Here is a 12,471-nt window from a genome sequence, read left to right on the forward strand (position 1 = left end):
GCCGGACGGGATTTTTGCCTGTTGCCGGCCGTTTCAACCGGCTGGCGCGAGACGCTTTGTCACAGCAGCATCAGCTGCTCGGTTGCCTTGGCAGCGGGGACGAACCGGTCGGTCCTGAGCGAGCGCCGCTCGGCGTTGAGGCCGAGCCGTTTGGCAGCGATCTCGAAACGCCGGCCGATCTGCCAGGCATAGGGACCGGAGCCTTTCATGCGCTTGCCCCATTCCGAATCGTAGTCCTTGCCGTCGCGCATCGAACGGATCAGCGACATGACGTGGCGATAGCGATCGGGATAATGGCGCAGCAGCCAGTCCTTGAAGATTGGCGCGACCTCCAGCGGCAGGCGCAGCAGCACATAACCGGCCTCGCGCGCACCCGCTGCCCGTGCCGAATCGAGGATGCGCTCCATCTCCGGGTCGGTCAGTCCGGGGATGATCGGCGCGACCATCACCGAGGCCGGTATGCCGGCATCCGAAAGCTGCCTGATCGCCTCCAGCCGCTTGGTCGGCGTCGACGCGCGCGGCTCCATCGTTCTGGCCAGCATCCTGTCCAATGTCGTCACCGACAGCGCCACCTTGGCCAACCCGCGCTCGGCCATGCGCGACAGAATGTCGATGTCACGTGTCACCAGCGCCGATTTGGTGACGATGCCGACCGGATGGCCGCGCGCCTCCAGCACTTCGAGGATCTCGCGCATGATCCGGTATTGCTTCTCGATCGGCTGGTAGGGATCGGTATTGGTGCCGATGGCGATGGTGCGCGGCTGGTAATTATCCCTGGACAATTCCTTGTCGAGCAGCCGCGCCGCATCCGGCTTGGCAAACAGCTTCGATTCGAAATCCAGCCCCGGCGACAGCCCCATGAAGCTGTGCGTCGGCCGCGCGAAACAATAGACGCAGCCATGTTCGCAGCCACGATAGGGGTTGATCGAGCGGTCGAAGGAGATGTCGGGCGATTCGTTGCGGGTGATGATGGTGCGCGGCTTCTCGACCTGTACCTCGGTCTTGAACGGCGGCAGCTCCTCCAGCGAATTCCAGCCGTCGTCGAACACATGCCGGCTGACCGGCTCGAAACGGCCGGACGGATTGATGCCCGCCGACCTGCCGCGATTGCGGTCCGGGCGGACGCGCATGCCGCTCTGCTCGATCATCGCATTCGCCATCTCGGCCCTGCCAGCGCCGAAGGCTGCAATATCGGCACGCACGATCTGTTCCATTTTGGCCCTTTCCCAGGGACTGTCCGCCCGCTGTCGAATCGCTCTGCTCATGAATGTATTCCTATCGCTTTGATGAGAACAAAGCAAGAACTTATTCGCGGCGCGCCGCAAAAACTGGCGCTGCCCACCGCTTTCCGCTATTCGGCTAGACATGCTCAGCGTCCTGATCGAAACCCTGAATGACGAGGAGGGCCTTGCCCGCACGCTCGCCTCGCTGATCAGCGGCGCGGTCGAAGGCGTGGTGCGCGACGTTCTCGTCTGCGATACCGGCTCGACCGATCAGACGCACCGCGTCGCCGAACATGCCGGCTGCCACTATGTCAGCGGCGGCATCGCCGCCGGCATCAGGCAGGCCAAGGGCGACTGGCTGCTTTTGCTGGAACCGGGAGCGCGGCTGGGAGAGGGCTGGATCGACGAGGTCGTCGCCCATACGGCGAGGCAAACCATGGCGGCGCGATTTTCGCGGGCACGCGGCAGCCGCGCGCCGTTCCTGTCACGGGTCTTTGCCGGAAATCGCGCTCTCGCCGAAGGCTTGGTGATCAGCAAGCGTCAGGCCGCCGCGCTGTCGAAGAATGCCCGCAGCGCCGAAGCGATCGCCCGCGGCCTGGCGACCAGGAGGCTCCACGCCGAGATCTGGGTCGCGCCGCGGAAGTGACGGCTTACCGTGCCGGTTCAGGGAACCCCGCCCAAACAAATTTTCTGGCGGGTCGTCGTTTATTGTGCATTGCACAAAATCTGGCTGGGGGTTACCATTCCCGGCGATATGGGCGAATAGGGTTTTGGGGTGTGCCGGAGCGGCGACGACTAACGTCGATGCTGTTCCCTCGATATTGTGAGGACCCCGATGACCCTTTCAAGCCCTGACAAGTCCGGCGCTGCAAGCCTCGAGGCGATCGCACGCAACGGCGGTACGCTGCGCCGCATCGCCGCCCGCATCCCGACCTATCTTTCCGACCTTCGCGAGAATCCGGCATGGCTGCCGATGTTCATGCTGGCCCGCACCATGCCGGCGCGGCGGCTGCACTGGCGCGGTGCAAAGCCCGTTCGGCCGGCGCGCAATGTCGGTGAAACGATGTTCGCCGGCGTCGACCGCGATGCCGTCGTCGGCGCGCTGCGCACCGAGGGGCTCTATTCGGGCCTGATGCTGCCGGCCGCCATCCATGAGGAGATTGCCCGCTTCGCCGAGCGCACGCCATGCTTCGGCAATTTCGACCGCCGGCTGGAATTCCTGCCCGAAAAACACGCCGATGCCGAAAAGCATTTCGGCCGCCCGCTGCTCAGCGGTCACTATTTCGAGCGGGTCCTCGACTGCAGCGCTGCGGTCGCCGTGCAACGTGATCCGCTGCTTCTCGACGTCGCGGCACACTATCTCGGCAGTCAGGCCAAGCTGATCACCACCCGCGTCTGGTGGAGCTTTCCGACCGGTGGCGTCTCGGACGCCGACAAGAACATGGCCTCGCTCGGCAAATACCATTTCGACCTCGACGACTGGCGCATGCTGAAATTCTTTTTCTACCTGGTGCCGGTCGACGCCGACACTGGGCCGCATGTCTATGTCCGCGGCTCCCACAACCGCCGCATCCTGAAGCATCAGCTGACGCTGCTGGTCGGCCATTCGGCGGAAGAGGTGCTGGGCGTCTACGGCGAGCAGAGCCCGGTCACGCTGACCGGGCCGGCCGGCCTCGGCTTTGTCGAGGATCCGTTCGGCTTCCATATGGGCACCGTGCCGACGCGCACGCCGCGGCTGATGATGGAGGTTGGCTTCGGCGTCTCGCCGCCGTCGCGCCGGCGTTTTCACGGCGAGCCGGTCATTCGCTAAACCGAGGTCGCTTGGCTGATACCTCGGTTCGTCTCAGCCGCGCCGCAAATGCTCGTCCAGCCGCGGCATGATCTCGACGAAGTTGCAGGGCATGTGCCGGTAGTCGAGCTGCGGCTTCAAGATGCCGTCCCAGGCGTCCTTGCAGGCGCCGGGCGAGCCCGGCAGCACGAAGACGAAGGTGGCATTGACGACGCCGCCGGTTGCCCGGCTCTGGACCGTCGAAGTGCCGATCTTGTCGTAGGAGATGCGGTGGAACACTTCGGAAAAGCCGTCCATGCGCTTTTCGAAGATCGGCTCCAGCGCTTCCGGCGTCACGTCGCGGCCGGTGAAGCCGGTGCCGCCGGTGGTGATGACGACATCGATCGCATCGTCCTTCGACCAGCCCAGGACCTTGTCGCGAATCTTATCGCGGTCGTCGGTGACGATGTCGCGGGCGGCCAGGACATGGCCGGCCTTGGCAATGCGGTCGGCCAGCGTCTGCCCGGATTTGTCGTCGGCGAGGCTGCGCGTATCGGAAACGGTCAGCACCGCGATACGCACGGGAACGAAGGGGCGGCTCTCGTCAATCCTGGCCATGGGCATCAACTTCCGATGTCACGCTTCGCGTCGCCGCGACAAACCAGTCGGGATGGCGGCTGCGAATATCGACGGCCGCGCGCTTGGCCACATTGCCGGTCTCGAACAGCCCGAAACAGGTGGCGCCGGAACCGGACATCCTGGCAAAACCGGCTCCGGCCTTGTTGAGAACGGAAAGCGCCTTGCCGATGGCGGGCTGGATTGCACGCGCCGCAGGCTCGAGATCGTTGCGGGTGCTCTCCAGCCAGTTGCGGATGCTGTGGAAGTCGAGGCTGTGCGGCAGCGGCGGCAGCCCCGCATTGTCGCGGCGGCCAAGCGCCTCGAACACGTCGGCCGTCGAGACGGCAGTGCCGGGATTGACGAGCACCAGACCCAGCGCCGGGAAACCCGGCACGAGCGTCAGCTCGTCGCCGACGCCGCGGGCTATCAGCGGTCTGGCTGCGAGGCACATCGGCACGTCGGCGCCGAGCGACAGGCCGATCCGCGCCAGTTCGGCATCGCCGACATCAAGTCCCCAGGTCTGGACCAGGGCGCGCAGCACAGCCGCCGCATCGCTCGACCCGCCGCCGACGCCGGACGCAACCGGCAGGTTCTTTTCGAGCCTGATGGCGACAGCCGGTGCGTGCTGGGGACCGGCCTCGCGCCGCAGTGCATCGCGCGCTCTCACCACCAGATTATTGTCGTCGACCGGAACCGCGGAGGCGTATTTGCCGGACACGGAAAACCCATCGCTGTCGGCAAGTTCCGTCTCGATGCGATCGCCGAAGCGCGTGAACACAGCCAGGCTTTCGATCGTGTGATAGCCGTCGGCGCGCCGGCCGGTGACGTGCAGCGCGAGATTTATCTTGGCGTGCGCATGTGACGCCCGGATGCTGGCCTCGGAGTTCACTGGCTCGGCCGCGAGGGGGACGACGGTCAATCCTTGGCCAGACGGTATTCGCCGGTCTTCGGGTCCTTGACCAATGTTCCCATTGTACCGTTGGCGGCTTGCTTTTCGGTACGCCGCACCTTGGCGGTCACACGCTCGGCTTCCCTGACGAAGGAGCGGTAGCCGAAATAGGCGGCAATGCCGACGACGGCGAAGAAAATGATCTGCGGCATGTCAAACTCCTCCCTCGCAAGGCCGGCAAGGCGGCCGGTCGGGTCGGTTGATGATTTATGCTAGACGCTTTCACCAGCTTTTCAAAGCCCGAAGCGCGCCCACAGCGCGCGCTCTTCCGCCGCATCGATGACGCCGCTTGCCGCGGCGGCGGCGATATCGGGCGCCGAAAAGCTCGAGCCGAACAGGCCGAAGCGGCCGAACAGGCCGCGCGGTGCGGTGATCAGCTTGAGCTGGGTTTTCGGCCCGAAACGGCTCTTCAGCACGCTGCGCATGTCGCCGAGCGCATCGACCAGCCCGAGCTCCAGCCCCTTTTTGGCCGTCCAGAACAGGCCGGTGAACAGGTCGGGATCATCCTTGAGCTTGCTGCCGCGCCTGTCCTTGACGAGATCGATGAAGGTCTCGTGGACCTCGAGCTGCAGCGCCTTCAGGCGCTCGACGTCTTCCTTCTTTTCCGGCTTGAACGGGTCGAGCACCGCCTTGTTCTGGCCGGCGGTGTGGACGCGGCGCTCGACGCCGATCTTCTTCAACAGCTCTGGAAAGCCGAACGAGGCCGACACCACGCCGATCGAGCCGACGATGGAGGACGGGTCGGCAAAGATCTCGTCGCCGGCGACCGCGATCATGTAGCCGCCCGAGGCCGCCACGTCCTCGACGAAAACCAGGACTTTCTTGTTCTTCTCGCTCGCCAGGTCGCGGATGCGCCTGAAGATCAGCCGCGACTGCACCGGTGAGCCACCTGGCGAATTGATCGAGATGGCGACCGCCGGCGCGTCGAAGGAAAACAGCTTTTCGAGAAGGCCGGCGGTGGAAGCGAGCGACAGGCTCGGCCGGAACTGGCCGCCGCCGGGCATGATGGTGCCGTGCAGGCGGATGACCGGAATGGTGACGACGGCGGAGCGCCAGGATTTCGGCAGCAGGCGGTTGAAAAGGCGTTTCACGAGGGGGCGGTCTCCGGTCGATTTGCTTGAGGCATGTAGGAATTCGCCGGCCAACGGCAATGCCGTCACGCCGGCAATCAAAATGGATCAGTCTCCGAACAGCGACGCCAGCCCGTTATTGATCAGCTCTGCCCGTTCCGAGGGGCCATTGCCTGAATAGGCATGCAGCATCAGCGGCGGCCGGATCGACAGTTTGCCGCGTGCGCCGAGTGCTGCCCGGACGACGATGCGGATCGCCGCCGCTTCGGGGCGAGGGTGGACGGCCAGCATCTCGGCGTCGCCGAAGCGGCCGGCAATGGCATCGAGGATGGCGCCGAGCTGCTGCGGCCGGGCGATGACGGCCAGCCCGCCGCCCGGTCTGACCACCGCGGCCGCGCTGCGGATCCAGCTGTCGAACAGCCCGTCCTCCGAGACATGCGCGGCCTTTCTCAGCGGATCGGGCGTCGCGCGATCCACGGCGGCATTGAACGGCGGGTTCATGATGACGAAATCGAAGCTGTTGTTCTCGAGGCCGGCGGCCCCTCGCGCNCGAAGCTGTTGTTCTCGAGGCCGGCGGCCGCTCGCGCCCGGCCCGACAGCGCGACATCGGCGACGAGCACCGAGGCGCGATCACTGAGATGTGCATTGCCGGGATGGGCAAGGGTGGTGGTGGCGAAGGCCGCCATTTCCGGAGAACGCTCGACGAGCACTGCCGCGGCACCGGGGCAGCGCGACAGGACCGCCAGGCCGGCGGCACCGGCACCCGCGCCAAAGTCGGCAAGCCGCCCGGCGAAGGAGGACGGCACGGCAGCCGCCAGCATCATCGCATCCATGCCGGCGCGGTGGCCCGCCTTTCTCGGCTGCACCAGCCAGAAGCGACCGCGATGGAAGGCGTCGACCGTATGAGCCGGCATGTCCGGGACAAGGGCAGCGGGCGACGCGGACATTATTTTTGGCGGATCTCGTTGGCGATGCCAGCATCCGTCAGGATGCGCCGCGCCGCATCGGCCTTGTCGGCGTCCACCATGACACGGCGGGGCAGGATGCCGATCGAGCCGTCGAGAACGCTCATATTCTGGTCGGCGACGAAACAGCCGATGCCGGCATCGCGCATCAGCGATTCGACAAACGAAATGATGACGGCGTCGTTGGTGCGGATGAGCTCTATCATCGGATTAGGGCCATGATCTATCGATATGGTCGAAATGGCGCCTGAAACGGCAAGAAGATGCGAGGAGAAGCGCGAAGGTCGGGGTCTTTCCCCCGGCCGAGCGGTTCGACGACGCAGCTTGCAGCCGTTTCGGCGTCCGGAGGATGTGGTCCATCTGCCCGGCTACTTTGTCGCGAAGGACTTGAAAGCCGAATGGCTTCCTGCGCCTTCGCTCCGCGTATCCGGACAGATGGCCTCACACCATTTCGATCATATCGATAGATCATGGCCCTAAACTCGCAGTTTGCGGCGTTGATGTAAACGTAGGCGTGATCATGTACCAGAGCCGGCGCGCCAATTCGCCTCTTGCCGCGCCGGTGGGTGACACCCTAGAGTCTGTCCAGGGACCATGTTGCCGTCGTGCATATCGAGGTTGGGAGTTTTGCCGTGGGTGTCGTTCTCAACATTGAAAACGGGAAGCGCGAAGCCGCCTCGATAAAGGACCTCATCGACCTGACCGCGGCCGACATGGGGCGCGTCAACAAATTGATCCTGTCGAAGGCCGGCTCCGATGTCGAGATGATTCCGGAGATAGCCAACCATCTGATCTCGTCGGGCGGCAAACGGCTGCGGCCGATGCTGACGCTCGCCGCCGCCCAGATGTTCGGCTATTCCGGCGACGGCCATGTCAAGCTCGCCACATCGGTCGAATTCATGCATACCGCGACACTTCTCCACGACGACGTCGTCGACGAAAGCGGCATGCGGCGCGGCAAAAAGACGGCGCGTATGATCTGGGGCAATCAGGCCAGTGTTCTGGTCGGCGATTTCCTGCTCGGCCAGGCCTTTCGCATGATGGTCGATGTCGCCTCGCTTGAAGCGCTCGACATCCTGTCGAGTGCGGCCTCGGTGATTGCCGAAGGCGAGGTGATGCAGCTTGCCGCCGCCAAGAACCTCGAGACCACCGAGGACGAGCATTTCGCGGTGATCAAGGCCAAGACCGCGGCGCTGTTTTCGGCCGCCGCCGAGGTCGGCCCGGTCATCGCTCAGGCGACGCGCAATGATCGCGCAGCACTCCGCTCCTACGGCATCAATCTCGGCCTTGCCTTCCAGCTGATCGATGACGCGCTGGATTACGGCGGCACCAGCAAGGACCTCGGCAAGAATGTCGGCGACGATTTCCGCGAGGGCAAGGTCACGCTGCCGGTGATCCTCGCCTATCGGCGCGGCACCAAGGCCGAGCGCAGCTTCTGGAAACGCGCCATCGAGGACAATGCCGCCGACGATGCCGGGCTGGAAAAGGCAATCGGCCTGATGCTCCGCCACGGCGCAATTGCCGACACCATCGGGCGCGCCCGCCATTTCGGCGAGATCGCCCGCGACGCGCTGGCGCCGCTCGAGGCGACGCCGCAGAAATCGGCGCTGATCGACGTCATCGATTTCTGCATCAGCCGGGTGAATTGAAAGGCATCGGCGCCCCGCGCTTGTTCTCATCGAGCCTTTGCCGGAAGAACCATTGCTGCCAGCAGGCTAACGACGATGCCCGCCGCCGCGAGCCAGAAGGCGACCTGGATGCCGTCGGCGACGGCAATTTTCAACGCATTGCCGGACAATTCGCCGATTTGGCTGTTCGCAATCGCAATCAGCACGGCCATGCCGATGGCGTTGCCGACATTGAGCGTCGTCGAAGCCATCCCCGAGGCGACGCCTTGCTGGTCATGGGCAACGCCGGAAGCGGCGGCAATCCACATTGCGGTCCAGACGATGCCTTGTCCGACGCCGGAGACGATCAGGCCAGGTACGAGGGCCAGATAGCTGCTCTCCGCGGTCGCGCCTGATACCATCAATGCTGTCCCGACCGCGCCGACCATCATGCCGCCGACCAGGGTGCTGCGCGTCGAAAAGCGCGTTGCCAGACGCTCGCCGGCTTGCGTACCGGTGGCGATGGCGACCGACGGCACGAGAAAGGCGAGGCCCGTCTGCAAGGCAGTGAAGCCGTGCACGTTCTGCAGCAGCACGGTGAGGAAGTAGGGCAGCGCTCCGAAAGTGGCCATGTAGAGGAAGGTTATCGTCATGCCGGCGACAAGGCTGCGGTTGTGGAACAGGCGCAGCGGCATCAGCGGGTCGGCGCTGTTGGCCTCGATCACGGTGAAGGCAATCAGAAACAATGCCGCCAGCAGCGCGCTGGCGATGATTGCGCCAGAGCCCCAGCCATATCCGGGCCCTTGAACCAGGGTGAAGACAAGCAGCGTCGCGCCGGCGGTGACGGTCAGGGCGCCCGGCAGATCGAAGCTGCGCTGCTCGTGCCACTTGCGATCGCGCGGGATGATGGCGAAAGCCGCGATGATGGCGATCCCGGCCAGCAGCACGTTGACATAGAAGACCGACGGCCAGCCGAAGGCGCTGGTCAGAAACCCGCCGGCAAGCGAACCGAGCGTCAGACCGCTGGCGCCTGCGCCGCCCCAGACGGCGAGCGCCCGGTTGCGTTCCGGTCCCTCGGCGAACAGGCGGTTGATCAGCGACAGCGTCGCCGGAAACAGGAACGCGGCGCCGATGCCTTGTACGGCGCGGTCCGCGATGATGATTTCCGGCGACCAGGCGAGGCCGCCGATCAGAGATGAGAGCGCGTAGAGCCAGAGCGCGAAGATGAAGACGCGGCGCTGGCCGATCAGGTCGGCCGCCCGGCCGCCGAACAGCAGGAAGCCACCGGTGAACACGGTGTAGGCGCTGACCACCCACTGCAGGGTCTGGCCTGAAAATCCGAGGCCGGCGCCGATCTCCGGCAACGCCACGAAGACGATGTTGAGGTCGAGCGAGATGATGAGCTGCGCGAAGGCGAGGAGCGCCAGCGTTGCGCCATGTTTCGCCGTGCTTGCTCCTTGCGTTATCGCCCCGAGCGGCGCGCCTTGATCGAGTGAACTCATGTCGGACTCCTTGTCGACAATTATTTAATGATCGACAAAGAATTGAGATTTGCAATCCGAAGTCAAGCGGATTATTTGTTGATCGACAAAAATTGGAGACCGACATGGCAGGCAGGCCAAGGCAATTCGACCGCGACCAGGCGCTGGAGAAAGCCCGCGACGCTTTCTGGAGGCGCGGCTACGAGGGCACTTCGATGGCCGATCTCGTATCGGCGCTTGGCCTCGCATCGGCGCGCATCTATGCCGCCTTCGGCTCGAAGGAGGATCTGTTTCGCGAAGCAGTGGCGCTTTACGAGGCCAATGAGGGCGGCTTCGCCACGCGCGCGCTGCAGGAAGAACCAAATGTCCGGCGCGTCATCGAGCGCATGCTTCGCGACGCCGTCGAAATCTATACGCGGCCCGGGCGGCCGCAGGGCTGCATGGTGGTGACGGCCGCGACCAATTGCGCCGTCGAAAACGACGCCGTGCTGCAATGGCTGGCGGAGCATCGGCTGGCGCGTACCGCGTCGATCGTCGAGCGATTGAAAAAGGCCGTGCGCGATGGCGAATTGAAGCCGGATACCGATGCCGAGACGCTGGGTGACTATTACGCCACGCTGATGCACGGCCTTTCGGTCCAGGCACGCGACGGCGTGCCGAAAAAGCGGCTGCACGATCTTGTCACCGTCGCCATGCAGGCGCTCGACGCAAGCCTTTCGCAAACGTCCTGAGTTCCGGGCCGTGACGCCGGTTTCCCATTGCCGGATTGCCGCAATGCGGTCGTGCGACCTCTTTCGGCATGGTTTATTAATTGCTTGACCCGATTGTGAATTCGGGCCGGGTTGAAGCCCGACCCCAAAAAGGCCATGCTTTACCTGTAAAGATCGAGTCTACGGCGATCCCGCTGACGCGGAGATGGCGTTTGGCTGAAAGGGATATGATGCGGCAAGGATATGCGCGCTGGCTGACGGGGCTGGCAATCGCGACGGGCATGGCGATCTCGGCTTTGCCGGCGCATGCCAAACAGACCGCCGAGCCGGTCAGGATCACATCCTTCTCGGGGGCCTATCTTGCCGCCAGGATCGCCGACGGCGACAACGACCTCGACAGTGCCATCTCCTATTACAAGCAGGCGCTTGCGTTCGATCCGAACGATACGGGACTGCAGCAGAGTCTGATGCTGTCGCTGATCGCGCAGGGGCGCTTCGACGAATCCCTGGTCTATGCTGACAAGCTCAAGGCGGTTCCCGACGTCGAGCGCTTCTCGCGCCTGGCGCTGGCCATCGATTCCTTCCACAAGAAGGATTTCTCCAAGGCCGAATACTGGCTCAAGCTGTCGCTCGAATCCGATCTCGACCGGCTGATCTCCGGCGTCATGACCGGCTGGGCCAAGCAGGGTGCGGGTGACGCCGGCGAGGCCATGGCTTCCATCGACAAGCTGCAGGGCCCCGACTGGTTCAGCCTGTTCAAGTCCTTCCACCGCGCCTTGATTGCCGACGCCTCCGGCCTGCCCGACAGGGCGGATGCGCTCTACACCGCCACCGTGCAGGACACGGCGGCAGGCGGTGCGGCCCCCGAAACATGGATGCGCAACGCGCAGGCCTACGCCTCTTTCCTCGCCCGCAAAGGCGACAAGGCCAAGGCGCTGTCGGTGCTCGACAAGGCCGAGGCGTTCGCCCCCGGCAAGGTCGAGATTGCGGCCCTTCGCGACAAGATCAACAAGGGCGAAAAGATCGAGCCCTTCGTTGCCGGTCCGTCGGACGGCGCCTCGGAAATCCTGCTCGATCTCGCCACCGCGCTCAACCGCGGCGGCGGCGAGCCATTCGTGCGGCTTTATCTGCAATATGCCCTGGCGCTGCGGCCCGACAACGACGCGGCGCTCGTTCAGCTTGCCGCCGTTGCCGAGCAGTTGAAAGATGGCGAGGGCGCCATCGCGCTCTATCGCCGCATTCCCGCCGGCTCGCCGCTGAAGGAGCTTTCGGACCTGCAGCTTGGCCTCAACCTTGCCGATCTCGACCGCAACGATGAGGCGATCGCTCACCTCAAGGCCATCGTCGATGCGCATCCCGACGACATGCGCGCCTATCTGGCGCTCGGCGGCGTCTATTCCTCGAAGGAGGATTTCCGCTCCGCCGCCAATCTTTACGACAAGGCAGTCGAGGTGCTGAAGACGCCGACCGCCGCCAACTGGAACATTTTCTACCAGCGCGGCATCGCCTATGAGCGGCTGAAGGAATGGCCGAAGGCTGAGCCGAATTTCCGCAAGGCGCTGGAGCTCTACCCCGACCAGCCGCAGGTTCTGAACTATCTGGGCTATTCCTGGGTCGACAAGAACATGAACCTCAAGGAAGGCCTCGCGATGATCCAGAAGGCCGTCGACCTGAGGCCGAGCGACGGCTACATCGTCGATTCGCTGGGCTGGGCCTATTACCGCCTTGGCCAGTTCGACGATGCGGTGCGCGAAATGGAACGCGCCGTTTCGTTGAAGCCGGAGGATCCGGTGCTCAACGATCACCTCGGCGACGTTTACTGGCGCGTCGGCCGCAAGCTGGAAGCCACCTTCCAGTGGAACCAGGCCCGCGACCTGAAGCCGGACCCGGACGTGCTTGCCGCCTTGCAGCAAAAGCTGATGAAAGGCCTGCCGCCGATCGAATCCAACACAGCGCAGGAAACCCCGAACGTAAAGCCCGTGCCGGCGCCCGCGCCCAAGGGGTGACCCTTCTTTCCTTCTCCCCTTGTGGGAGAAGGTGGATCGGCGCGCAGCGCCGAGACGGTTGAGGGGTGTTGGAC

The 12,471-nt window shown here is 64.4% G+C and carries 12 protein-coding genes and 1 pseudogene; 5 read left to right on the forward strand and 8 right to left on the reverse strand.

Annotation, left to right across the window (positions count from 1 at the left end; all coding sequences use genetic code 11):
- Positions 1-59 precede the first annotated feature (59 nt).
- A complete protein-coding gene (locus tag X773_RS41150; RefSeq protein ID WP_023674073.1) occupies positions 60-1,214 on the reverse strand; it encodes a PA0069 family radical SAM protein in 1,155 nt (384 codons plus the stop codon).
- A gap of 151 nt (positions 1,215-1,365) precedes the next feature.
- Here X773_RS41150 and X773_RS41155 point away from each other — a divergent pair, with 151 nt between their 5' ends.
- Together X773_RS41155 and X773_RS41160 are read left to right on the forward strand one after the other, a co-directional pair.
- Entirely contained in the window at positions 1,366-1,869 is a 504-nt protein-coding gene (locus X773_RS41155; RefSeq protein ID WP_023674074.1) for a glycosyltransferase, read from the forward strand.
- A 189-nt stretch (positions 1,870-2,058) separates the two neighbouring features.
- Complete coding sequence (locus X773_RS41160; RefSeq protein ID WP_023674075.1) at positions 2,059-3,033, forward strand: hypothetical protein; 975 nt, start codon at positions 2,059-2,061, stop codon at positions 3,031-3,033.
- Positions 3,034-3,066: 33 nt separating this feature from the next.
- On the opposite strand, the gene moaB is transcribed toward X773_RS41160, so the two are convergent.
- The 6 genes and pseudogenes from moaB to X773_RS41190 form a co-directional block, all read right to left on the reverse strand.
- On the reverse strand, positions 3,067-3,609 hold the full coding sequence (gene moaB / locus X773_RS41165) for a molybdenum cofactor biosynthesis protein B (RefSeq protein ID WP_023674076.1): 543 nt from the start codon (positions 3,607-3,609) through the stop codon (positions 3,067-3,069).
- Positions 3,596-4,498, reverse strand: coding sequence for a 4-(cytidine 5'-diphospho)-2-C-methyl-D-erythritol kinase (locus tag X773_RS41170; protein ID WP_023674077.1), 903 nt, complete (start codon positions 4,496-4,498; stop codon positions 3,596-3,598). The genes moaB and X773_RS41170 overlap by 14 nt, the downstream gene beginning before the upstream one ends.
- A 26-nt stretch (positions 4,499-4,524) precedes the next feature.
- Positions 4,525-4,710, reverse strand: coding sequence for a membrane protein (locus X773_RS41175; protein WP_023674078.1), 186 nt, complete (start codon positions 4,708-4,710; stop codon positions 4,525-4,527).
- Between the two features lie 81 nt (positions 4,711-4,791).
- A complete protein-coding gene (locus X773_RS41180; protein ID WP_031211037.1) occupies positions 4,792-5,649 on the reverse strand; it encodes a S49 family peptidase in 858 nt (285 codons plus the stop codon).
- An 87-nt stretch (positions 5,650-5,736) separates the two neighbouring features.
- Positions 5,737-6,575, reverse strand: a pseudogene (locus X773_RS41185) (methyltransferase).
- Positions 6,575-6,799, reverse strand: coding sequence for a DUF2007 domain-containing protein (locus tag X773_RS41190; RefSeq protein WP_023674082.1), 225 nt, complete (start codon positions 6,797-6,799; stop codon positions 6,575-6,577). Before X773_RS41190 ends, X773_RS41185 begins: the two are co-directional and overlap by 1 nt.
- A gap of 426 nt (positions 6,800-7,225) precedes the next feature.
- Here X773_RS41190 and X773_RS41195 point away from each other — a divergent pair, with 426 nt between their 5' ends.
- A complete protein-coding gene (locus X773_RS41195; RefSeq protein WP_023674083.1) occupies positions 7,226-8,242 on the forward strand; it encodes a polyprenyl synthetase family protein in 1,017 nt (338 codons plus the stop codon).
- Positions 8,243-8,268: 26 nt separating this feature from the next.
- On the opposite strand, the gene X773_RS41200 is transcribed toward X773_RS41195, so the two are convergent.
- Positions 8,269-9,702: an MFS transporter gene (locus tag X773_RS41200; protein WP_023674084.1), complete on the reverse strand. Its 1,434-nt coding sequence runs from the start codon at positions 9,700-9,702 to the stop codon at positions 8,269-8,271.
- Between the two features lie 104 nt (positions 9,703-9,806).
- Here X773_RS41200 and X773_RS41205 point away from each other — a divergent pair, with 104 nt between their 5' ends.
- Together X773_RS41205 and X773_RS41210 are read left to right on the forward strand one after the other, a co-directional pair.
- Positions 9,807-10,412, forward strand: a complete 606-nt coding sequence (locus X773_RS41205) for a TetR/AcrR family transcriptional regulator (protein WP_023674085.1) — start codon at positions 9,807-9,809, stop codon at positions 10,410-10,412.
- A 209-nt stretch (positions 10,413-10,621) separates the two neighbouring features.
- The gene (locus tag X773_RS41210) at positions 10,622-12,397 is read left to right on the forward strand and encodes a tetratricopeptide repeat protein (protein WP_031211039.1); all 1,776 of its coding nucleotides are present in this window, start codon (positions 10,622-10,624) and stop codon (positions 12,395-12,397) included.
- Positions 12,398-12,471: the final 74 nt, after the last annotated feature.

It is taken from the genome of Mesorhizobium sp. LSJC280B00 (assembly GCF_000502835.1).
GTDB lineage: Bacteria > Pseudomonadota > Alphaproteobacteria > Rhizobiales > Rhizobiaceae > Mesorhizobium.

Coding starts and splice junctions, on each gene's coding strand:
- X773_RS41210 (WP_031211039.1), top strand. CDS start 10,622: ATGCGGCAAGGATATGCGCGCTGGCTGACGGGGCTGGCAATCGCGACG.
- X773_RS41155 (WP_023674074.1), top strand. CDS start 1,366: ATGCTCAGCGTCCTGATCGAAACCCTGAATGACGAGGAGGGCCTTGCC.
- X773_RS41150 (WP_023674073.1), bottom strand. CDS start 1,214: ATGGAACAGATCGTGCGTGCCGATATTGCAGCCTTCGGCGCTGGCAGG.
- X773_RS41205 (WP_023674085.1), top strand. CDS start 9,807: ATGGCAGGCAGGCCAAGGCAATTCGACCGCGACCAGGCGCTGGAGAAA.
- moaB (WP_023674076.1), bottom strand. CDS start 3,609: ATGGCCAGGATTGACGAGAGCCGCCCCTTCGTTCCCGTGCGTATCGCG.
- X773_RS41175 (WP_023674078.1), bottom strand. CDS start 4,710: ATGCCGCAGATCATTTTCTTCGCCGTCGTCGGCATTGCCGCCTATTTC.
- X773_RS41190 (WP_023674082.1), bottom strand. CDS start 6,799: ATGATAGAGCTCATCCGCACCAACGACGCCGTCATCATTTCGTTTGTC.
- X773_RS41200 (WP_023674084.1), bottom strand. CDS start 9,702: ATGAGTTCACTCGATCAAGGCGCGCCGCTCGGGGCGATAACGCAAGGA.
- X773_RS41160 (WP_023674075.1), top strand. CDS start 2,059: ATGACCCTTTCAAGCCCTGACAAGTCCGGCGCTGCAAGCCTCGAGGCG.